Annotated in this window: 19 protein-coding genes and 1 pseudogene; 7 read left to right on the top strand and 13 right to left on the bottom strand. The window is 64.1% G+C overall.

Translation table 11 applies throughout. The features are described 5' to 3' along the window. The first annotated feature begins 9 nt into the window (after positions 1–9). The gene (locus AC1RJW_RS03500) at positions 10–1,338 is read left to right on the top strand and encodes an ATP-binding protein (protein WP_493044200.1); all 1,329 of its coding nucleotides are present in this window, start codon (positions 10–12) and stop codon (positions 1,336–1,338) included. Here AC1RJW_RS03500 and nosR read toward each other — a convergent pair. The 8 genes from nosR to AC1RJW_RS03460 all read right to left on the bottom strand — a co-directional run bounded on the left by nosR (position 1,335) and on the right by AC1RJW_RS03460 (position 9,432). Beyond that, a complete protein-coding gene (gene nosR / locus AC1RJW_RS03495; RefSeq protein WP_493043472.1) occupies positions 1,335–2,660 on the bottom strand; it encodes a response regulator c-di-GMP phosphodiesterase, NosR family in 1,326 nt (441 codons plus the stop codon). The two genes, AC1RJW_RS03500 and nosR, sit on opposite strands and share 4 nt — an antisense overlap. A gap of 14 nt (positions 2,661–2,674) precedes the next feature. Next, a complete protein-coding gene (locus AC1RJW_RS03490; RefSeq protein ID WP_493043471.1) occupies positions 2,675–4,138 on the bottom strand; it encodes an ATP-binding protein in 1,464 nt (487 codons plus the stop codon). A gap of 14 nt (positions 4,139–4,152) precedes the next feature. Beyond that, a complete protein-coding gene (locus AC1RJW_RS03485) occupies positions 4,153–4,992 on the bottom strand; it encodes an HDOD domain-containing protein (RefSeq protein WP_493043469.1) in 840 nt (279 codons plus the stop codon). Next, a complete protein-coding gene (locus AC1RJW_RS03480; RefSeq protein ID WP_493043467.1) occupies positions 4,989–5,333 on the bottom strand; it encodes a hypothetical protein in 345 nt (114 codons plus the stop codon). The genes AC1RJW_RS03485 and AC1RJW_RS03480 overlap by 4 nt, the downstream gene beginning before the upstream one ends. After that, the gene (locus AC1RJW_RS03475) at positions 5,330–6,196 is read right to left on the bottom strand and encodes a response regulator (protein ID WP_493043465.1); all 867 of its coding nucleotides are present in this window, start codon (positions 6,194–6,196) and stop codon (positions 5,330–5,332) included. The genes AC1RJW_RS03480 and AC1RJW_RS03475 overlap by 4 nt, the downstream gene beginning before the upstream one ends. A 159-nt stretch (positions 6,197–6,355) precedes the next feature. After that, positions 6,356–6,814, bottom strand: coding sequence for a hypothetical protein (locus AC1RJW_RS03470; protein ID WP_493043463.1), 459 nt, complete (start codon positions 6,812–6,814; stop codon positions 6,356–6,358). An 87-nt stretch (positions 6,815–6,901) separates the two neighbouring features. Then, complete coding sequence (locus tag AC1RJW_RS03465) at positions 6,902–8,155, bottom strand: DEAD/DEAH box helicase (protein ID WP_493043461.1); 1,254 nt, start codon at positions 8,153–8,155, stop codon at positions 6,902–6,904. 218 nt (positions 8,156–8,373) lie between these two features. Then, positions 8,374–9,432: an Lnb N-terminal periplasmic domain-containing protein gene (locus AC1RJW_RS03460; RefSeq protein ID WP_493043459.1), complete on the bottom strand. Its 1,059-nt coding sequence runs from the start codon at positions 9,430–9,432 to the stop codon at positions 8,374–8,376. Between the two features lie 183 nt (positions 9,433–9,615). On the opposite strand from AC1RJW_RS03460, the gene AC1RJW_RS03455 reads away from it, so the two are divergent. Both AC1RJW_RS03455 and AC1RJW_RS03450 read left to right on the top strand, forming a co-directional pair. Next, complete coding sequence (locus AC1RJW_RS03455) at positions 9,616–10,326, top strand: hypothetical protein (protein WP_493043457.1); 711 nt, start codon at positions 9,616–9,618, stop codon at positions 10,324–10,326. A 34-nt stretch (positions 10,327–10,360) separates the two neighbouring features. Beyond that, a complete protein-coding gene (locus AC1RJW_RS03450; RefSeq protein ID WP_493043455.1) occupies positions 10,361–10,717 on the top strand; it encodes a glyoxalase superfamily protein in 357 nt (118 codons plus the stop codon). A 2-nt stretch (positions 10,718–10,719) separates the two neighbouring features. Here the strand turns inward: AC1RJW_RS03450 and AC1RJW_RS03445 are convergent, their stop codons facing one another. Continuing rightward, the gene (locus AC1RJW_RS03445; protein WP_493043453.1) at positions 10,720–11,889 is read right to left on the bottom strand and encodes a mandelate racemase/muconate lactonizing enzyme family protein; all 1,170 of its coding nucleotides are present in this window, start codon (positions 11,887–11,889) and stop codon (positions 10,720–10,722) included. Positions 11,890–11,993: 104 nt separating this feature from the next. Here AC1RJW_RS03445 and AC1RJW_RS03440 point away from each other — a divergent pair, with 104 nt between their 5' ends. Both AC1RJW_RS03440 and motA read left to right on the top strand, forming a co-directional pair. Then, a complete protein-coding gene (locus AC1RJW_RS03440) occupies positions 11,994–12,953 on the top strand; it encodes a LysR family transcriptional regulator (RefSeq protein WP_493043451.1) in 960 nt (319 codons plus the stop codon). Between the two features lie 3 nt (positions 12,954–12,956). Continuing rightward, a complete protein-coding gene (gene motA, locus AC1RJW_RS03435) occupies positions 12,957–13,820 on the top strand; it encodes a flagellar motor stator protein MotA (RefSeq protein WP_077406831.1) in 864 nt (287 codons plus the stop codon). Positions 13,821–13,847: 27 nt separating this feature from the next. On the opposite strand, the gene AC1RJW_RS03430 is transcribed toward motA, so the two are convergent. Then, positions 13,848–14,246 (bottom strand): VOC family protein, encoded by a 399-nt coding sequence (locus tag AC1RJW_RS03430; RefSeq protein ID WP_493043449.1) that lies wholly within the window; start codon positions 14,244–14,246, stop codon positions 13,848–13,850. A gap of 278 nt (positions 14,247–14,524) precedes the next feature. Here AC1RJW_RS03430 and AC1RJW_RS03425 point away from each other — a divergent pair, with 278 nt between their 5' ends. Continuing rightward, positions 14,525–16,528 (top strand): hypothetical protein, encoded by a 2,004-nt coding sequence (locus AC1RJW_RS03425; RefSeq protein ID WP_493043447.1) that lies wholly within the window; start codon positions 14,525–14,527, stop codon positions 16,526–16,528. A 138-nt stretch (positions 16,529–16,666) separates the two neighbouring features. On the opposite strand, the pseudogene AC1RJW_RS03420 reads toward AC1RJW_RS03425, so the two are convergent. Both AC1RJW_RS03420 and AC1RJW_RS03415 read right to left on the bottom strand, forming a co-directional pair. Then, positions 16,667–18,313, bottom strand: a pseudogene (locus tag AC1RJW_RS03420) (DUF4153 domain-containing protein); the annotation flags it as partial. A gap of 272 nt (positions 18,314–18,585) precedes the next feature. Beyond that, entirely contained in the window at positions 18,586–19,023 is a 438-nt protein-coding gene (locus AC1RJW_RS03415; protein ID WP_493043445.1) for a hypothetical protein, read from the bottom strand. A gap of 83 nt (positions 19,024–19,106) precedes the next feature. On the opposite strand from AC1RJW_RS03415, the gene AC1RJW_RS03410 reads away from it, so the two are divergent. After that, positions 19,107–19,490, top strand: coding sequence for a MerR family transcriptional regulator (locus AC1RJW_RS03410; RefSeq protein WP_493043443.1), 384 nt, complete (start codon positions 19,107–19,109; stop codon positions 19,488–19,490). Between the two features lie 110 nt (positions 19,491–19,600). Here AC1RJW_RS03410 and AC1RJW_RS03405 read toward each other — a convergent pair whose 3' ends face one another. Continuing rightward, positions 19,601–20,239: a choice-of-anchor C family protein gene (locus AC1RJW_RS03405; protein WP_493043441.1), complete on the bottom strand. Its 639-nt coding sequence runs from the start codon at positions 20,237–20,239 to the stop codon at positions 19,601–19,603. Between the last annotated feature and the right edge of the window lie 140 nt (positions 20,240–20,379).

Genomic DNA, 20,379 nt, shown 5'->3' with positions numbered 1-20,379 from the left:
GGTGTGACGATGCAGTTCGAGGATTTCGACCTTTCCACCCCCGATACCGGCCGGCATGCCGGGGCGGCGCCTGGCGACGAAGAGTCGGCGGCCACGGCCGTGCGCCTGCAATACCTGCTCGACAATACCCCCTCCATCATCTATTGCACCGTGCCCAGCGGCGACTTCAAGATGACCTTTGTCAGCAACAATGCCCTGAACGTGCTGGGCTACCAGCCCGAGGAAATGGTGGCCGACCCGAATTTCTGGTTCGACCACATCCACCCCGACGATGCGCCCGGCATCTTTTCCAGCCTGGCGCAGATCTTCGTCGAAGGCGCGCGCGCCTATGAATACCGTTTCCGCGTGCGCGACGGCAGCTACCTGTGGATGCACGACAGCCTGCGCCTGGTGCGCGACGAGCACGGCGTGCCGTTCGAGGTGATCGGCTCGCTCACGGACATCACCGAGCGCAAGCGCATGGAAGCGATGCTGCAGGCGCGCGGCGAGGAGCAGCAACTACTGATCAGCAAGTTGCAGGAAGCGCACGACCAGCTGCTGCAATCGGAAAAGATGGCGTCCATCGGCCAGCTGGCGGCCGGCATCGCGCATGAAATCAACAACCCGATCGGTTTCGTCAACTCCAACATGAGTTCGCTGCAAGCCTATGTCGGCACCCTGTTCGACGTCATCGCCCAGTATGAAGCGGCGATGCGCGAGCCGCCCGACGGCCCGGCCCTGGCCGACAGAGTGACCCAGGTGCGCGCGCAGGCCGACCTGGCCTTCCTGCAGGACGACATCGGCGACCTGGTGCGCGAGTCGATGGATGGCTTGAAACGCGTGCGCGACATCGTGCAGGCGCTGAAGGATTTTTCCCACGTGGGCGAGACGGACTGGCAAGTGGCCAGCCTGCACGCGGGCCTGGACAGCACCCTGAATATCGTCGCCAACGAATTGAAATACAAGGCGCGCATCGAGAAGCACTATGGCGAGCTGCCGCAGATACTGTGCCTGGCCTCGCAGCTGAACCAGGTGTTCATGAACCTGCTCGTCAACGCGGGCCAGGCCATCAGCAGCGATGGGGTGATCAGCATCCGCACGGGCCACGCGGGCGACTGGGTGTGGGTGGAAATCGGCGACACGGGCGCCGGCATCGCGCCCGAGCACCTGAACCGCATCTTCGAGCCGTTCTTCACCACCAAGGCCGTGGGCAGCGGCACGGGCCTGGGCCTGTCGCTCTCGTACGGCATCGTCAACAAGCACGGCGGCCGCATCGAGGTGGCGTCGGAAGTGGGCCAGGGCACGCGCTTTACCGTGCACCTGCCCGTTGCGCCGCCCGCGGCCCAGGCAGCGCCCTAGGCTTCCTTGACGGGCGCGTACACGCGGATGCTCAGGCGTCCGCCATTCTTGCCTTCGAAATCGAGCAGCTGGGCGATCACGCGGGCCGTCAGCACGTGTTCGGCCGCCAGCAGCATCAGGCCGTCGCGGCTGATCAGGTCGCGCGACAGCGTCATGCCCGGCTCCAGCTGGCCCGACAGCACGGTCAGGTCGCGCGCCGGCGGCTCCGTCTCCTCCATGATGCTGCGGAAAGCGGCCACCACGGCCGGGTCGTAGCGCTTGCCGACGCTGTCGTAGATCAGGGTGCGCGCCTCCTCGGCGCGCAGGCTGCGCTGCACCATGGCGCCGATCTGCAAGCCGTCGTAGTCGGACGCCAGCGCCAGGATGCGCGCGCCCATGGGAATGGCCAGGCCCACCAGGCCATCGGGAAAACCGCCGCCGTCGAAGCGCTCCAGCTGCGAGCGCAGGATGACGGAGACGGCGCGCAGCTCGTCGAGCGCCATCAGCAGCTGTTCGGCGCGCAGCGGATGCTTGCGGAAGGCGGCCAGCTGCTCGCCCGTCCAGGCGCTGGCCGGCAGTTCCAGCACGTCGTCGCTCAGACTGAGCTTGCCGATATCCTTGAGCAGGGCCGCGATGAACACGTCGCGCGCCTCCTGCCCTTCCAGGCCCAGCGCCTGCGCCAGCTTGCGCGACAGCTCGGCCACCCGCCGCGCATGGCCGGCCAGCTTGCCGCCGCGCATTTCGATCAGGTTGGAAAACACCTTGATGGTCGTCACGAACGTGGCCTTCAGGCGCTCGTTGGCCGCCTGCACCTCGTCGTGCGACTGCTTCAGCTGCTGCGTGCGCGTGGCCACCTTCGCTTCCAGGCTGGCATTGAGCGCCTGCAGCTCCACGTTCTGGCTGGCCGTCAGCGCTTCCAGGCGCCGCTTTTCCTGTTCCAGCGCGCGCCGTTCCAGCGCGTGGCGCACCACCAGCACGATATCGTTCTCGTCCCACGGCTTGGTCACGTAGCGGTAGATCTCGCCCTGGTTGATGGCGTCGAGGATGGACTGGATGTCGGCATAGCCCGTCAGCAGCAGGCGGATGGTGCCGGGCCAGCGCTGGCGCACCTGGGCCAGGAACTGCGCGCCATCCATGTGCGGCATGCGCATGTCGGAAATGACCAGGTCCACCGTCTCGCTCTCGAGCAGGGCCAGGCCGGCCGCGCCGCCGTCGGCCGTCAGCACGCGGTAGCCGTGCGGGCGGAACAGCCGCCGCAGCGACGACAGGATATTCGGTTCGTCGTCGACGCACAGGATGGTGGGCGGCGCGGCCGCGGTGCTGGCGCTGGTAGTTGTGCTCATGCTGTCCTGTTCGGTCATGGTGCGACGGCCTGCGCCTGGCGCACGGGCAAGGTGATGCGGAAGGTGGTGCCGCGGCCGATGACGCTGCGCACGTCGATGCGGCCATGGTGTTTCTGCACCGTCGTGTAGGCCAGCGACAGGCCCAGCCCCGTGCCCTTGCCGACGGCCTTGGTGGTGAAGAACGGGTCGAAGATGCGCGACAGGTGTTCGGGCGCGATGCCGCCGCCCGTATCCTCGACCTCGATCCACACTTCCGTCGCGTTGTCGCTGCCCGTGCGCAGGGTGATGCGCCCGCGCGCCTCGCCCATGGCGTGGGCCGCGTTGACGACCAGGTTCATGATCACCTGGTTCAGCTCGGAAGGCTGGCATTCGATGTCGGGAATGTCGCCATATTCGCGCACCACGTCGGCCTTGTACTTGACCTCGTTGTTAACGATGTTGAGCGTGGTATCGATGCCCTGGCGCAAGTCGGCCCAGACCCACTCCTGGTGCGCATCCGTGCGCGAAAAATCCTTCAGGTCCTGCACGATGCGGCGCACGCGCGCAATGCCTTCCTTCGACTCACCCATCAGCATGGGAATGTCGCTGCGCAGGAAATCCAGGTCGATCTGTTCGCGCAGCGCGCGCAGGCGCGCCGCCACCACGGGGTCGGCGACGGCCGGCTCGGCTTCCTCGTAGGCGTCGAGCATGCTGAACAGGTCGTCCAGATAGCCTTCCAGGGTGCCGACATTGGAAAACACATAGCCGATGGGATTGTTGATCTCGTGCGCCACGCCGGCGGCCAGCTGGCCGATCGAGGCCAGCTTTTCCGACTGCAGCAGCTTTTGCTGGGCCAGCGACAGCTTGCTGTTCAATTCCGTCAGGGCAAGGTTGCGTTCGCGCAATTCCAGATCGGCGATCTGGCGCTGGCGGATATCGTCGGCCAGGCGCTCGTTCATTTCGGCCAGCTGGGCCGTGCGCTTGGCCACCAGGTGTTCCAGGTTGTCGTGCGCCTTGCGCAGCGCCAGTTCCGCCAGGCGCCGCTCGCTCACGTCGCGCAGGGTTTCGATAGCGCCCACCAGGCGGCCCTGGCGGTCGCGCAGGGGCGCCGCCGTGAAATGCAGCCAGTGGCCGTCGGGGCCGATATCGGCAAAGAAATCCTCGGCCTCGTAGGCGCCGGGGATCACGGGGGAGCGCTTCAGCTTGCCAAGGTAGAGGTCATTTTCACCGAGCGCGATATCGTCGGCCACCAGCAGGTCGGCCAGGCAGGCGCGCGGCTGCGGATAAAACGCCTTCCAGTGGTCGCGCGTGCCGACCATCTCGGCGGCCGAAAAGCCCAGCAGCTGCTCGCAGGCGCTGTTCCAGTGCGTCACCACGTGCTCCGTATTGATGGCGAAGGTGGCCACGGGATGGCCGTCGAAAAACGCCGACAGCGCGATGGAGTCTCCCTGGCGGCGTTCCGGCGTGGCGGGCAGCGCCTGTCCTGCGTCTGTGTCCATGGCCTGTATCCTGTTCATGCCAGCATGATGCGCGACATTTCATCGAAGGTGTGTTCCGTTTGCGCCAGCAGCGCCAGCCAGGCCTGCTCGTCCAGGGCGACGCTGCGCCAGCCCGTGGGCGACAGGGGCGGCACCAGCGCATCGTCGACGCCGGCCAAGTCGAGCGCCAGGGCGACGGCATTGGCCATGTGCACGGCCAGCGGCAGGCCGCCCCCTTCCAGCCGGTCGATGGCATGGTGGTCGGCCACCGCCTGCTGTATCGCCTCGGGAAACTTCCAGTACGCGGCCAGGGCGCTGCCCACTTGCGCATGGTCAATACCGATGACGGCCAGTTCCGCCTCGGCCATCTGGCAGTCCTGCGCCTGGCGGTGGCTGCGCACGAGTGCGTGCTCGGCCGGAAAGCGCGTCACCAGCACCAGGGTACCCAGGTCGTGCAGCAGGCCGGCCGTGAATGCCGTTTCGGGATTGACGCGCAAGTGCGGCGCCAGCAGGCGCGCGGCGATGGCCGTGGCCAGCGAGTGGCGCCAGAACGCCTGGAAATCGAAGCCGCCGCTGACGGGCGCGAAGCTGCCCGTCAGGGCGCAGGCCGTGACGACGGTGCGGATGCTGTGAAAGCCCAGCACGGAAACGGCTTGCGGAATGCTGGTGACCTTCGATTGCATGCCGTAGAACGAGGAATTGGCGATGCGCAAGGTCTTCGCCGCCAAAGCCTGGTCCAGCTCGATCTTTTGCGCCAGCACATGCACGTCCGTGTCGTCCTGGTCCATACTCGACAGCAATTCGAGCACCACCACGGGCAGCGAGGGCAGTTCCTGTATCTGGCGGATGATGTGTTCAAAACTGAGCCGTGTCATGCCGCGCCCCCTTGCCGGTAGCGCTGCAGCAGGGCCAGCAGTTCCGCCCCGGCGGAATCGGGCGGCGTGGCGCGGAACAGCACGGCCAGCCGTTCCAGGCGGCGCACCCGCTCCTGCTCGGCATGCGCCTGCGCGGCGGGGTCGGGCGCCTCGTCCATGACGACATGGCAGCGCTCCACATTGCGCCTGCGCAAGGCCGTCAGGTTCGCCGCCGTCAGGGTGGCGCCCTGGGCCAGCAGCACGGCGCCGCTGGCGTCGTTCAAGGCCTGCGCCAGCACCATGCCTTCCTGCGCTTGCTCCATGGAAATCTCGCGTCCGCTCTCACTCACGCTTTCACTCATGTAGCCACTCCATGACGGCTCAATGTGACCAGGCTGCCGCGCGAGCGCGAATGCAGGCCCATGGGATGGACCGCCACGGCATATGGCTGGCCATCGATGGCGGCCAGGCGGGGCGCGCCCTGCCCGTCGAACAGCTGCGGCAAGACGATCGCCGCCTCGTTGCCCAGCAGGGCCGCGCCCCGCTCGAACAGGTTGGCCGCCGCCGCGTTGATGAAGGCGATCATGCCGTCCTCGTCGAGCCCGATCACGGGCAAGGGTAAAAATTGCAGCAATTCGCGCGCGATGCCCAGGCTGACCTCGTCGCGGCTGATCTGGTGCTGCTGCTGGCGCACCAGCACCTGCATGGCGGCATTGGCCGCCGCCAGCGCCTGGTTGGCGTCGCGCAGTTGCGCATTCAGGCGCACATTGTCGTCGTCGATGCCCTTCAGGCGAAAGGCTTCGGCGATATGTTCGCGCAATTGATGGTCTTCCCAGGGCTTGGTGAGGAACTTGAAGATGGCGCCCTCGTTGACGGCGTCCGTGACGGCCTGCAATTCGGTATAGCCCGACAGCATGATGCGGATGGTTTGCGGGCACAGCAGCTTGGCCTTGCGCAGGAAATCGGCGCCCAGCATGCCCGGCATGCGCTGGTCCGACACGATCACGTCGACGGCATGGCTGGCCAGCACCTCCAGCCCTTCCTGGCCGCTGCCGGCCGTGAGGATATGGTAGGCATCGCGCCGCAGCAGGCGCTTCAGGGAAGCGAGGATATTCGGCTCGTCGTCGACCAGCAGCAAGGTGCGCGGCGGCGCCACGGCCTGCTGCCCGGCGTCCGCCGCCAGCACCGCAGTACCCGGCATGCCATGCTCGTCGTGCAAATCCATCGGACTATCCTCTCATCGCCATGGCGATATCGGAGCTTGCCTGGAGGGGGAAATCTGCCGCGCAAGTCAGTCTTGCGAGTCTTGTGCGGCAGCCAGCTTGCCTTGAAATTATACGACTAAATATTCCTTCATGGCACTTATCCGGCACTTATCCGGCACTTATCCGCGCCGGGGCGGACAAGGCGTGTCGCGGTAGAACACAAAGCCGCCCAGGCCGATGGCCCTGGTGTCGGCTTTCACCGCATATACCAGCGTATTCTTGTCTGCCTCGATGCGCAGCAGATTCTGGTGCTGCACGATTTGCGCGTGGGACAGCTCCAGCGAGGGCGTCGGCGCCAGCGCCAGGCGCAATTCGGACGCGGCCGCGTCATACGTCCAGCGGCCGGGGTTATAGAAGGCGAAGCCGCCGTCGAAACGCAGGCTGCCATCCTTGAACTGGGTCAGGCAAATGCCGGGAAATTCGCTGGGCGGGTTGTACCAGGTGGCAGCCACGGCCGCATCGGCCGGCGCTTTGCCCGGCATCTGCATGCCGGTGCTGTCACTGTTGCCGCCCATGCCGGCGCAACCGGCCAGCGCCAGCGCGCCGGCCACAGCGCCCGCGCGTTTGATGAATGTCATGTGCATTCCCGTCCCCTTGCTTTATAGAAACACAATCTTAGTCCGGGAAACGCGGCCGTTCAAGCGGCCAGCGCACATAAGGCGAATTTAATTACCTGTGGCCGCCTTGGCAGCCGCCTCGCGCAATTTGTCCTTCTTGCTCTTGCGCGCACCCTTCACGCCGCCGTTCACCGCATCGGTGACGGGGTTCGCGGGCGCGGGCAGTTCCGTCGGTTCGAAACCGGCCACCACTTCGCGCACGATGCGCAAGTCGTTGCGGTTCTCGATCAGGCGGAAATGCGCTTCCGTGTCGGCCGTCACGAAACTGATGGCCGTGCCGCTTTCGCCGGCGCGGCCCGTGCGGCCGATGCGGTGCGTGTAGTCGACGGCAGAACGGGGCAAGTCGTAGTTGACGACGGCGGGCAGGCCGGCGATGTCGATGCCGCGCGCGGCCACGTCGGTGGCCACCAGCACCTGCAGCCGGCAGGCCTTGAAGTCGGCCAGCAGCTGGCTGCGCGTGCCCTGGCTGAACTCGCCGTGGAAGGCGCCCACGTGCAGGCCCGCGCGCTGCAGCTTGTCGGCCACGTGTTCGGCCGCGTACTTGGTGGCGACGAATACCAGCACCCGCTCCCACTGCTGCTGCAGGATCAGGTAGCGCAGCAGCTGCGTGCGGCGCGGCACGTCGACCGTGATGGCGCGCTGCACGATGTCGGGCTTGTCCTGCGGTTCGGACGCCACCTCGATGCGCACGGGCTCCCGGAGCAGGCTGTCGGCCAGCGCCTGCACGCTGTCGGGGAAGGTGGCGGAAAAGAACAGGTTTTGCCGCTGTTTGGGCAGCAGCGCCAGGATGGCGTTGATTTCCTCGCTGAAACCCATGTCCAGCAGGCGGTCGGCTTCATCGAGCACGCACAGCGACACGCCGCCCAGCTTCACGGCATTTTGCCGCACCAGGTCCAGCAAGCGGCCCGGCGTGGCGACGACGATATCGGCGCCGCCGCGCAAGTCCATCATCTGCGGATTGATCGACACGCCGCCGAACAGCACGGAAATCTTCAGTTTGACGGGCAGCGGCTTGGCCAGCGCGTGCACCGTCTGCCCCACCTGCGCCGCCAGCTCGCGCGTGGGCACGAGGATCAGCGCGCGCACCTGGCGCGGGCCGGAAGCGGGCGCCATCAGCGCCTGCAGCAGCGGCAGCGCGTAGGCAGCCGTCTTGCCGGAGCCCGTCTGGGCCGCGCCCAGCACGTCGCTGCCGCGCAGGATGGCGGGAATGGCGGCCGCCTGGATGGCCGTCGGCGCGGCATAGCCGGCCTTGTCGACGGCACGGACCAGGGCGGGAATCAGACCCAGGGAGGAAAATGGCATAGCGGGCCTTCTTTATTCGTAAAGTGAGACCGGCCGCAATGTGCGGCCGGTCGGAATAGCGACAGTATAAGGCAATGACCGTTAACGCCCAACCAAACCTACTGCGCGTCGGCATAGGCGGCCTGCGATGCTCACTGTACTATTCGTACAGTTCCGCTTCTCGGCCACCTCTTCCTTCCGCTCGCTACGGTTTGATTGAGCGTCGTTGCGACAGTAGATTATTGCTTGGGCATTTGCAGCGCCGGAAAACCCGCGTCATCGTAGCCCGGCATGCCGCGCCGGATCGCGTGCGAAAAGTCCGCATCGTCGTTCGCCGCCCGCGCGCGCGCCGTGACGTGGCCCCCAATACGCAGCTGCTGGAAGGTCTGGCCGGGCACCAGGCCCTTGACGTCGAACAGATAGCGGTCGAGGTAGCCCGAGGCCAGCAGCCGGTAATCGAGCGGCAGGCCCGGCACGATGCGGCGCACCATCTCGAAGACGATGGTGGTGCAATTGGCCGTCAGCGTGTTGTAGAACTGCGGCTGCGCCTTCAGCGCCTGCGCCTCGTCCAGGTAGGCGAGGAACAGCGAGCGCATGGCCGCCTTGGGCATCATCACGCGGTACAGATGCATGTCCTCGCCGCGCGCATTCGTGCGCACGCGCAGGATGTCGCGCTCGTCGGCGGCGATCAGGCTCATCTCGAAATGCTTGAAGAAGCCGCCGATGGCGGAAAAGCTCTCGCCCTTTTCCTTGCGGATCTCGATGGAAAACGTCAGAAAGCGCCCGTCGGCGAAGCCGAACGAGATCAGCGTATGCGCGATGTAGGGCCCCGTCCAGTACGACAGCGCCGTGTCCACCGTGCGCAGTTCGTCGAGGTCGTAGCTGCGCTGCTCCCACTTGACCGTGTAGTCGTCATCGCTGCGCCAGTCGAAATTGCGCACATTGTCCAGGGTGACGAGATTGCCCTTGACGGTGCCCGTCACATTGCGCGCCACGTCGTCGGCCCACACGCGCTGCTGCTTCGGCGTGATGAAACTCCACCACACGAGCAGCAGGATGAAACCGGCCGCATATGGCAGCAGCGCGCGCGCGTCGCCGCGCGTCCACCACAGCGCGATGCTGGCCACGCCCAGCACGCCCCACAGCAGCGCGCCGATGGCTTGCGCCGCCGTGCCGCCGGACAGCTGGTACCACAGCGCCAGCGCGCCCCACAGTGCAGACAACAGGAGAATCAGGGAAACGGCCATTTTGCCGAAGGTGGCCAGCACGGAGCGGGCACGCAGTGATAAGAAAGTCATGCCCCGATTATACGGGCAAGCGCAGGAAGAGGTGCGTCCGGGCAAGCAGTGCTGCAACAGGCCCGGCCGAAAAATCATTGCTTGCCTGCCAATTTATTTCATGAGAGCATGTTGCAAAAATAAAATGTATAGACAAGGTATCCTGTCACCGCAGCGCTGCCTTGCCGATTTCCGGAGACACCTTTGCAAGCCCCTTCCCTCTACACCCTCGCCGGCAGCCTCAATTCCCTGTTCATCGTCGTCAGCCTGTACGGCCTGTGGTCGCAGCTGCAAAAAATCTGGCGGCGCAAGCGCGATGCCGGCATCGGTGCCGGCCAGACGACGGACATCCTGTCGATCAACCAGTTCACCGTCAGCTTCCTCGCGTATTGCGCGTTCTTCGTCTACGGCTATTCGATCACGCCGTTCAACCACTACATCGTCTGGCCCCGCCTGGTCGCCTCGCTGATCGCGCTGGCCATCCTGTATGAAATCGAGCGCGACCGCCGCAGCCTGGCCTCGCGCCATGCGCTGCTGGCCTGCGCGCTGCTGCTGGGCGCGGGCGTGGCGGGGCTGGCCTTCGGCCCCACGTTCAGCGATGAAAAGCGCGTGATCTCGCAAAGCCTGCTCGTCGCCGTCACCGTGCTGCTGGCGCAGGGCTATGCGCACCAGATCCGCTTGATCTGGCGCTCGGGCAAGACGGGCGCCGTGTCGTTAAAGATGAGCCAGTTCATCCTGGCGATGGATGTCAGCACCATCTTCTTCGCCTGCGTCATGGGCCTGCCGACGGGCTGGCCATTGCTGCTGCTGGCCTGCGTCAGCGCCACCACCAAGCTCATTATCATGTGGCTGTTCCGCTGGGAGAAGGCCAGTCCCGCCGCACGCATGAAGCGCCAGGCGCCGGCCTGCGGCTAGAATGGCGGCACCGCCACCTGTCGAAAGCACCGCCATGCATGCTGCCATCCCCATCCTGCGCATCTTCTCGGAAGAAAAGGCGCGCGAGTTCTACCTCGGTTTCCTCGGCTTTACCCTGGACTGGGAACATCGCTTCGAGCCCACGGCGCCGCTGTACCTGCAGGTGACGCGGGGCGAGTTGGTGCTGCACCTGTCCGAGCACTACGGCGACGCCACGCCGGGGGCGGCGCTGTTGATCCCCGTCAATGACGTCGCCGCCCTGCACGCGGAACTGCAGGCCAGGGATTACCCGTATGCGCGGCCCGGCATCCGCGACGAGGACTGGGGCCGCATCCTGGAAGTGGCGGACCCGTTCGGCAACAAGCTGCGCTTCTGGCAGCGCAGCGAGTAAGGTTATTGCCCGCTCAGCGCCCGCATTTCCGCATACAGGTTCGCCTTGCCCTCGAAGCCGATGCCAACCAGGTCCGGCATGGTGATGTGACCATTTTCGACGCGCACGCCGTCGGGGAAGCCGCCGAACGGCTGGAATAAATCAGGATACGATTCATTGCCGCCCAGGCCCAGGCCCGCCGCGATATTCAAGGACATCTGGTGGCCGCCGTGCGGAATGCAGCGGCTGCGCGACCAGCCGTGCTGGTGCAGCATGTCCAGCGTGCGCAAATACTCCACCAGGCCGTAGCTGAGGGCGCAGTCGAACTGCAGCCAGTCGCGGTCGGCGCGCATGCCGCCGTAGCGGATCAGGTTGCGCGCATCCTGCATGGAAAACAGGTTCTCGCCCGTCGCCATGGGCTTGTCATAATAGCTGCGCAGGGTCGCTTGCAGCTCGAAGTCGAGCGGATCGCCCGCCTCCTCGTACCAGAACAGGTCATATTCACGCAGCGCCTTGGCGTAGGCGATCGACGTATCGAGGTCGAAACGGCCATTCGCGTCCACGCACAGCTTCTGTCCATCCTGCAGCACTTCCATGATGGCGTCGATGCGGCGCAAGTCCTCGTCCAGCGAGGCGCCGCCGATCTTTTTCTTGACCACCGTGTAGCCGCGGTCGATATAGCTGCGCATCTCGTCCTGCAGGGCGGACAGGCTCTGGCCCGGGTAGTAATAGCCGCCCGCGGCGTACACAAAGACTTTTTTGTCGGGCGCACCCGTGCCGTGGCGCTCGGCCAGCAGCTGGAACAGCGGCTTGTTCTCGATCTTCGCCACGGCATCCCAGATGGCCATGTCGATGGTGCCGATGGCCACCGAGCGCTCGCCGTGGCCGCCCGGCTTTTCATTCGTGTACATGCAGTCCCACACCTTGTGCGGATCGAGGTTGCCGCCGTCCTCCGTCACGAGACTGGCCGAATCGGCGTCGAGGATGCGGGGAATGAAACGCTCGCGCATCAGCATGCCCTGGCCGTAGCGGCCGTTCGAATTGAAGCCGTAGCCGACGACGGGCTTGCCGTCGCGCATCACGTCCGTGACGACGGCCACCAGGCTCAAGGTCATCTTCGTGAAATCGATGTAGGCGTTGCGGATGGGGGAAGAAATGGGGATGGTCTTTTCGCGGATCTCGACGATTTTCATGCGGCTCTCCTGTGCTTGAATGGTGACGCCAGCTTACCCGCGATACAAAGCCCTATAATCGATTGTAATTTAAAGCATTATTCACTTGAAGTGAAAGATCAATCATGAAAACGGACGCCACCACGGAAATGGCCTTCTTTGTGCTGCTGGCCAAGCTGGGCAGCCTGTCGGCCACGGCGCGCGAACTGGGCATCACGCCGCCCGCCGTCAGCAAGCGATTGGTGCTGATGGAGCAGCGCCTGGGCGTGCGCCTGCTGAACCGCAGCACGCGGCGCATCAGCCTGACGGGCGATGGCGAAAGCTATCTGCAGCAGGCGCGGCAGATCCTCGACGATATCCGTGCCATGGAAGAGTCATTGGCCAGCGGCAGCGCCGAACCGCGCGGGTTGCTGCGCGTCAACGCCACCCTGGGCTTCGGGCGCACGGTGATCGCGCCCCTGCTGTCGCAATTCGCCCTGCGCCACCCGCAGCTGGAAGTGCAGCTGCAGCTGACGGACAGCCCCATCAACCTGGTCGAGCAGGCGTACGACCTGGGCATCCGTTTCGGCGAGCTGCCCGACACGCGCCTGTCGGCGCGCAAGATCATGTCGAACCGGCGCTTCCTGTGCGCCTCGCCCGCCTATTTGCAGGCGCACGGCACGCCGCAAACGCCGGACGAGCTGGCGCAGCACCGCTGCATCGTGCACCGGCAAAACGACGACGCCTACGGCATCTGGCGTTTGAGCCGTGGCCGCGCCAGCCACACGGTGAAGGTGCGCGGCACCGTGGCCAGCAACGATGGCGACGTGGTGCTGGGCTGGGCGCTGGACGGCCACGGCATCCTGCTGCGCTCGGAATGGGACCTGGCGCGCTACCTCGACAGCGGCCGCCTGCGCGTGGTGCTGGCCGATTACACGCTGGCGCCGGCCGACCTGTACGCCTATTACCCGAGCCGCCACCAGCTGCCCGCCAAAGTGCGCGCTTTTATCAATTTTCTCGGCCAGCAGCTGCAGCCGGACTCGGCCAATGCAGACAAATCGGGTTACACTACAATATTGCGATATGGCAATATTATGAAGGAGTAGGTTTTGCTAGTCATACTCGGATTTCTCGTCGTCCTGTTTTCCGTCTTCGGCGGCTTCGCCATGCAGGGCGGCCATCTGGCGGCCCTGTTCCAGCCGCTGGAACTGCTGATGATCGGCGGCGCCGCGCTGGGCACCTTCTTTGTCGGCAACGACGCCAAGGCCATCCGCGCCACGTTCGCCGCCATACCCACCCTGTTCCACGGTTCGCAGTACACGAAGGCGCGCTACATGGAACTGATGGGGCTGATGTATGAAATCCTCAGCAAGATCCGCAAGGAAGGCCTGATGTCGGTCGAGGACGATATCGACGACCCTTACCGCAGTCCCATCTTCGTGAAATACCCGTACACGCTCGGCGACGAGCACATCCTGGAATTCATCACCGATTATCTGCGCCTGATGGTGTCGGGCAATATGGATGCCTATCAGATCGAAAACCTGATGGATAACGAGATCGAGACGCACCACGAGGATGCGGAAATGCCGATCCAGACGATTTCGCAGCTGGCCGACGCCATGCCCGCCTTCGGCATCGTGGCCGCCGTGATGGGCGTGGTGCACACGATGGCTTCCGTCGGCTTGCCGCCGGCCGAACTGGGCGTGCTGATCGCACAGGCGCTGGTGGGCACCTTCATCGGCATTTTGCTGGCCTACGGCTTCATCGCCCCGCTGGCCAGCTTGCTGCGCCGCAAGCACCATGAAACGGCGAAGATGTACCAGTGCGTGAAAGTGACCCTATTGGCCAGCCTGAACGGCTACGCCCCGGCGCTGGCCGTGGAATTCGGCCGCAAGGTCATTTCCGCCACGGAACGCCCCTCGTTCAGCGAACTGGAAAACCACGTGCGCCAGGTGCGCACGAAGAACTGATACGGCCAGTTGCCCTTGCCCGGCGCCTCAGGCTTCCGGCGCCGTCCAGACCAGGTTCCACAGGTGGCCATCGATATCCTCGAAGCCCTGGTCATACATGAAGCCATGGTCCTCGGGCGGATGCGGGATGCGGCCGCCGGCGGCCGCGGCCCTGGCGATCAGGCTGTCCACCTCTTCCCGGCTTTCGCAGCTGAGGCAAATGACGACTTCATTGCCTTCCTTCGCATTCGCCACCGGCTTGCCGATCAGGGACTGGAAGAAGGCTTCGGTCGTCAGCATGGCCTGGATGCTGCCGTCGACGATGTTCATGAACGCCGCGCTCTCGCCGCTGAAGCGGGTATCGAAGGTAAAGCCGAGAGCGGAAAAGAAGGCCCTGGATGTCTCCAGGTCCTTCACGGGCAGGTTGAGGATGATCTGTTTATTCATGGCGCTTCCTTGCTTCCTGGGTGAAGGTGGAATGGGCAACCGGTGCGCCCGCCCCCTGCAGCGGGTGACGGCATACCAAATTGACACGCTGCCGAAAAAATCGTTCCTCCAGAATATCAACAAATTGTGCAAACGTCGCCAAAAGCGCGCTGGATGGCGTGACGCCGTAGCATGGCTGAAGAGCTGGTGCCTGTTTGTGCACGCAGCACAAATAATTTCTAGCAACACCATCTTTCAGATACAGTTGTCATTCTGATCAATATGACAAGGATGACGGTATGCACAGCAATACACAGCGGGATCCCGATGCTGCGGCAGCGATGCTGGGCGCGCCGAGTTTGCAACTGAACTCCTTGTCATGGGCAGCGGCGGGCAGTTTGACCAAGTGGGTCGGCAAGAATGCCGCCAGCGGGATCGTCGGGGCGGCCGCTGGCATGCTGTTCCAGGAATTCCTGGGTGCGGTCGGCATGGGCGGCCCGGACCTGGCTGGCAAGCTGGACGTAATCAGTGACAAGCTGACTGAAGTCCAACGCTCGCTGGACCGGGTCACGTCCATGACCTTGGAAATTCTGTTGAAACTGGACGAGTTGCACAATTTCATGGAAAAGAGCCTGAAGGTGGAAACCTTGCTGGCGGCCATGGGACGCATCGATGTCGCCTATGGCTACGCCGACGCCAGCCTGCTGAAGGCCGATGCCACTGGCAGCGCCATCTCTTTGCGGCTACTGACGGAAAATATGCCGCACTTTCCAGGCATGACGCCGGAATATCTGACGAAAGCGGCTCATGAGTTCGCGTCGTACGTAGCCGATATGCCGGATTGCATCGATACCATCCGCCGGGTCTTGGCGCAAGCGGCATTTGGGCAGGATTCATTGCTCGATCATTGGGCCAAGGAGCTGGCGCAGCAGGTGCGCAACAAGAAGATCAGCCGCGAGGCGGCATATCTGGTGCTCGAGGGATATTTCCTCCAGGCTGTCTCTGTCCAGCTGAAGGGGCTGTGCGTGCATTGCCTGGCACTCAGTACCGACCCATTCGCTGCCAAGCGCATCGAGCAATATCTGCAGCAAAACTTCGGATTGTTGATGCGCGAGCAGACTGAGGCTTATACCGCCGCAGTCGAGGATTTGGTTTTCCTGTCGCTCGATCCCATCATGCGCGCCGGCATGAGGGACATGGGCATGAGCGCACGCGAGTTTCCTGTGCATGTGGACGAGATACTGCTGCGTACCGACTTGCTGTGCGCCGCATTGAATCTGGTGGGCAGAAAGTCGACAGGGCCGCTGGCGGCTTCTCCGCAAGCGGCGATCCAGGGCATTTATGCCCGTTCGCTGTTCCGTCCTTCTGATTTGCGCGATGGCAAAGTCCCGCCCATGGAGGTGAATGGCTACGCACCGGCCCAGGCCGGGCAGCAGCGTCAGGCGCCGTTCGGTTGCCTGGATCTGATCGCCTCCGATGACAGGGCCGTGCTGAGCGATGTAGCGACGACGCGCGTGACGGTCGCGCGCTACAGATGGCACTTCCCGGCGACTGCGCCCACAGTTGACGTATCGATCGATAGCAGGTTCCGTAGCGCCACGCCAGCGCTGTACCCGGTGTTTGGTGCCGACGAGCCGGTGCTGGCTGTGGGCATCTTTAACGGCAGCCCGCTGTGTCGCGGCGTTCCTGACAGTGTGCCGCAAAGCCGCAAGTACACGCCATTCCCTACAGGCAATCCGCATGTCACGTATTTTAACGAAACGCACACGCCCGGCAGACACCCGCTGACCAATGGCGAAGGCGAGGTTACCGAGACGTATTTCCAGGTCCAGAATGCCTACAAGGCAGACGCGCAGGAGCACAGTCTGGTAATGCAGCATCTGTTCAGCTACACAGGCCAGGAAATCGACGTCAGGATGCATGCGCAAGTGCTCACCCGATTGCAGGTCGGCCCCCGGGCGGATATGCATCTGGGCGCGGACCGGCATCACTACTCGGTCTTTCACCGCTTGCTGGTGCGGTTTCCCGACGGCAAAGACAGGGCAATTTACAATTCGGAAATTGATTTTGATCACGCTGTCGATATACAGCGGGTCCATCATTCCTTCAATAACTTCGTCGATGTGGCGCGCTCGGGCTTGTTCGCCATGGACTTCAAGCTGATTCCAGGCCACTATCACCTGATACTCGACAACGAAACCTACTTTCCACGCGCGGCCAACAAATACAACGGCTGGAATTTAGCCAACCTGGTTTTCAAACTTGGCGGCGTGGCGCTGGAAATGCGCTACCCGACCAGTTAGTTGCCACGGGACAACGAACTGCAATGGGAGGCCATGGCGATGGCTGGCGTGGACGGCCGGAACAGCCCGGCGCACGGAGTCATTGCCGCTACCGAAGGCACGCGTTTGCTCCGGCGCGCCAAGTCCTCCCACCGCCATTTACGGGCCCGGCGCCGTCTCCTCCGGGCAGCTGACCTCGTCCTCCTGCGTATATAAGGTCATCGGCACGCGCTGGCCGTCGACTTCCAGCTCGCGCACTTTCGGCGGCACCAGCTGGAACTCGCCCGCCTGCAGTTTTTCGCGCAGGGGCTTGCAGCGCAGGGCGTCCGTGGGGATTTGCCCGCGCGCGGTCCAGCTGCCGTCGTCCTTTTCCGCCAGCAACACCGACGAGGCGCGCGGGTCATTACTGATCAGCAGCACGTCCTGCTTGCCGTCGCCATCGAAATCGAGCAGGTAGGCGTCGCACTGGGGCCCTGCCCGCTTCAGGCAGGCGGGCAGGCGCCAGGCCGGGCTCACTTGCGTCCAGTCCTGGCGCAGGAAACTCTGCGGCAGCTTCGCCGTGGCCGGGCGCAGGGTCAGGTTGATCGACACGTCGCTCAGCGCGCCCGTCTCGTCGAGACGGTTCTGGCGCTTGAGCATGGCCTCGGCGCGCGCCCGCACGATGGCCGCGTCGGTGCCCGTCGTGCGTTTGCTCAATTCCTGCAAGGCCGTCTGGCCATAGCGGGCACCCTGGAAGCGCAGGTATTCGAAATCGAACTTGTCCACGCCCACTTTACCGCTGTCCAGGCGCGCCATCTGGCTGGCCACGGAAATGCGCGCCGGGTCGGCCAGCGGCGAGAACAGGGCGAACAGCACCAGCAGGGTGACAAAGGCGGTGGCCACGTTGACGTTAGCGATCAGGTGCAGCCAGTCGCCGTACTTGCTGGCCGCCCAGGCATAGCCGGCGGCGTAGCAGGTGGCGATCAGCAGGCAGGCGGCGGCGATCAGGCGGTCGGACGTCCAGCCATGCGACATCACGCGCAGGGTCAGCGCATAGATGGCGATGCCCACCACCCACGGCAGCAGCAGGCAGGCCAGGCGCGTGCCGAGGCGGATGCCGCGCGCCACGCCATGGCCCACTTCGCCATTCTGGAAGGCGGCATTGATCAGCACCACCAGCACGCCAGCCATGCCCAGCAGCACGGACGCCGCATGGCGCGTGGCCCACAGGCGCTCGAAGCCGATGAATGGCAGGGTCAGCAGGAAACCGGAAACAAGCACGGCGGCAATCGGCATCAGCCACGACAGCAGTACCAGCAGCAAGGTACGAATGCCGCGCACGATGGATGGACGCACGTCCGTGATGTGGATGGCGAACGAGAACGCGAAACAGATGACGGGAATCACGAACCAGGCCTGGCCCAGCAGCTTTTTCAGGAAACTGAGCTTGATCAGCAGGAACAATTGTCCGCCCAGCCACAGCACCAGCCACAGGCCCAGCACGAACAGCAGGGAAAACAGCAGCTGGATGCCCAGCTTCCAGGCGATTTCGAAGTAGGTGGGGTAGCGGGCGATGCGCTGGCCATCCTGGGCACTGGCCAGCACCAGCGCGTGGGCGATATACAAGCCCACCACGCAAAAACCGAACAGCTGGGCGGAAATCACGCGCAGGGGCGCGCCCGGCTTGTAATTGCCCCAGATCACGTGTTCGGCGCCGCGCGCCACGTCGTGCCAGGCCAGCACGGCCAGCACGACGGCCGCGCCCGCCATCCACAGGCCGATGCGCTTCGCCGACATGTGGCCCAGGCTGGACACCAGCAGGATGGGCAGCAGCAAGCCGATCAGCATCAAGGGCGCCAGCAGGTAGGCTTCCGTGGCGGGCCACACCTTGTCTTGCGCCGTGCTGTACAGCCAGTACAGCAGCAAGCCTTGCAGCAGGCCCGTCACCAGGCGCGTCACCGCGATGCGCGGCGCCACCACCGGATCGAGCAACGCCATGTTTTTTCCTGCGGCATCCTGCTGCATAGTCATTCCCTTAGAGTCGTTCATTGCAGTCATTGTTGCACTGCGAGCACGGCCATTATTGCATTTCGTTATCGTCATCTCAACAGCGATTCGTGCGCGCGCCCTTCCCGCCCGGCCCCGGCGCGCTGCAATGGCAAGCTTTGCGCGAGGCCCCAGGCCAGTTCCGGCACGAGGAACAGCCACAGCAGGGGCTGGCCCGTCACCAGCAAGGCCCACGCCATCCAGGTGGAAAACAGGTAGCGGGCCGCCGCGTCATAGCGGCCGAAACGCGGCTGCGGGTCGAGCATGCGCAGTACCGACCAGACCATCACCACGCTGCCAAACAAGCTGCCGATGAGCACATGAAACGGTTCGAAGGCGGGCAACGGCACGCCGCCCAGCGACACATTGAGGGCGCTCAAGTGCTCGCGCAGCAGCAAGAACGTCCACGGCGTGGTAAACGGGGCCGTCATGAGCACATCATAAATGGCGCTGGCGCGCACCACGCGGCGGAAGGCGGAAACGGACAACATGGGGAACTCCTGTCAGTGGAAAGCGCCCATGATCGAGGCTGGAGTACACTCCAGGGTCAAGCATTTTATGAAAGAAAAGAACCATGCAGATCGGCGAAATGGCGCAGGCGACGGGCTTGAGCCGCGATACCCTGCGTTTCTATGAAAAACGGGGCTTGCTGCGCGCGCGGCGCGGCGCGAACGGCTACCGCGACTACCCGCCCGAGGCGGCAGACTGGCTGCGCTACCTGCGCACGGCGCAGCAGCTGGGCTTTACCCTGGCGGAAATCGAAGCCGACATGCCGCTGCTGGCGGCCGCCGGCGATCCCGCCACGGCGGACCAGCTGCGCGCGGCGCTGGCGCGCAAGCTGGGCGAAATCGATGCGCGCATCGATGGATTGACGCAGTTGCGCGGCGAACTGGTGCGGCGGATGGGGGCGGCAGCGGCGGCGTGTCCGTTGCGGGGAAATGCCGACGTCGCCCGCTAAATGACTGCCGTGGCTGCAGTTGCCGGGCGCGGCTTACGCGCACGGCCCCTGAAAAACAAAAACCGCCTGGGCATGGCCGCAGGCGGTTTTGACGTGGAGCAAAGCTGGAATTACTTGGCAGCCTTGCGGCGGCGCAGGAAACCCATCAGGCCCAGGCCGGCCAGCAGCATGGCGTAGGTTTCCGGTTCCGGCACGGCGCTCACGGACACGTTGTCGATGACGGCGCCCGAGTAGTTGTCGAACGGCGTGCCGGCCTTGGCGGCGCTGGCAAACGACAGGGTCGCCAGACCGGTGGAAGCGGCCGTGAAGCTCAGGGTGTTGCTGTACAAGGTGTTCGAAGCGGCAGCCGTCGAGTAGAAATTGCCGGCCACGCCACCGAAATTGACGCTCACGCCCTGGCCAGCGGGGCCGCCCGGATTGCGCGCCATGTCAAAGCTCAGGTTATACGTCTGGCCGGCAACGACATTGAAATTTTGCGACAGGAAACCGGGACCTGGCGTACCGAGCAAATCGATGCTGTAGCCATCGATGGCGTTATACGCATTGCGGATCAGGTCGACGGAACTGGCGCCCACGGTCCAGCCCGTGATGGCCGAGGAACCGTTGTTGACGACCTGGAAGCCACTGGAAAACGTGGAGCCGGGCGCAACCGTCTCGAAATCGCCATTCGTGATCAGATTGACGGGGCTGGCGCTGGCGGTGCCTGCGGCAAACAAAGCGACAACGGCTGCGATGGTGGCGATTTTCATGATCTGATTTCCTTGCCTTATTGACATTAAAGTTACCTTAAGTGAAATCATATCTCAGCCTTGATGAAAATCAAAGAACTTTGCAGAAATATATTGAATGTGGATAATTTGTAACGTTTCTGGCGCGCTGCACGGCACTG

It is taken from the genome of Janthinobacterium sp. GW822-FHT07A03, assembly GCF_058798815.1.
The sequence above is the reverse complement of the archived record's forward strand: the minus strand, read 5'-3'. Positions and strand labels throughout refer to the sequence as shown.

Coding starts and splice junctions, on each gene's coding strand:
- AC1RJW_RS03410 (WP_493043443.1), top strand. CDS start 19,107: ATGCAGATCGGCGAAATGGCGCAGGCGACGGGCTTGAGCCGCGATACC.
- AC1RJW_RS03415 (WP_493043445.1), bottom strand. CDS start 19,023: ATGTTGTCCGTTTCCGCCTTCCGCCGCGTGGTGCGCGCCAGCGCCATT.
- AC1RJW_RS03460 (WP_493043459.1), bottom strand. CDS start 9,432: ATGACTTTCTTATCACTGCGTGCCCGCTCCGTGCTGGCCACCTTCGGC.
- AC1RJW_RS03405 (WP_493043441.1), bottom strand. CDS start 20,239: ATGAAAATCGCCACCATCGCAGCCGTTGTCGCTTTGTTTGCCGCAGGC.
- AC1RJW_RS03485 (WP_493043469.1), bottom strand. CDS start 4,992: ATGACACGGCTCAGTTTTGAACACATCATCCGCCAGATACAGGAACTG.
- AC1RJW_RS03465 (WP_493043461.1), bottom strand. CDS start 8,155: ATGCCATTTTCCTCCCTGGGTCTGATTCCCGCCCTGGTCCGTGCCGTC.
- AC1RJW_RS03470 (WP_493043463.1), bottom strand. CDS start 6,814: ATGACATTCATCAAACGCGCGGGCGCTGTGGCCGGCGCGCTGGCGCTG.
- AC1RJW_RS03440 (WP_493043451.1), top strand. CDS start 11,994: ATGAAAACGGACGCCACCACGGAAATGGCCTTCTTTGTGCTGCTGGCC.
- nosR (WP_493043472.1), bottom strand. CDS start 2,660: ATGAGCACAACTACCAGCGCCAGCACCGCGGCCGCGCCGCCCACCATC.
- AC1RJW_RS03425 (WP_493043447.1), top strand. CDS start 14,525: ATGCACAGCAATACACAGCGGGATCCCGATGCTGCGGCAGCGATGCTG.
- AC1RJW_RS03475 (WP_493043465.1), bottom strand. CDS start 6,196: ATGGATTTGCACGACGAGCATGGCATGCCGGGTACTGCGGTGCTGGCG.
- AC1RJW_RS03480 (WP_493043467.1), bottom strand. CDS start 5,333: ATGAGTGAAAGCGTGAGTGAGAGCGGACGCGAGATTTCCATGGAGCAA.
- AC1RJW_RS03430 (WP_493043449.1), bottom strand. CDS start 14,246: ATGAATAAACAGATCATCCTCAACCTGCCCGTGAAGGACCTGGAGACA.
- AC1RJW_RS03500 (WP_493044200.1), top strand. CDS start 10: ATGCAGTTCGAGGATTTCGACCTTTCCACCCCCGATACCGGCCGGCAT.
- AC1RJW_RS03450 (WP_493043455.1), top strand. CDS start 10,361: ATGCATGCTGCCATCCCCATCCTGCGCATCTTCTCGGAAGAAAAGGCG.
- AC1RJW_RS03490 (WP_493043471.1), bottom strand. CDS start 4,138: ATGGACACAGACGCAGGACAGGCGCTGCCCGCCACGCCGGAACGCCGC.
- AC1RJW_RS03445 (WP_493043453.1), bottom strand. CDS start 11,889: ATGAAAATCGTCGAGATCCGCGAAAAGACCATCCCCATTTCTTCCCCC.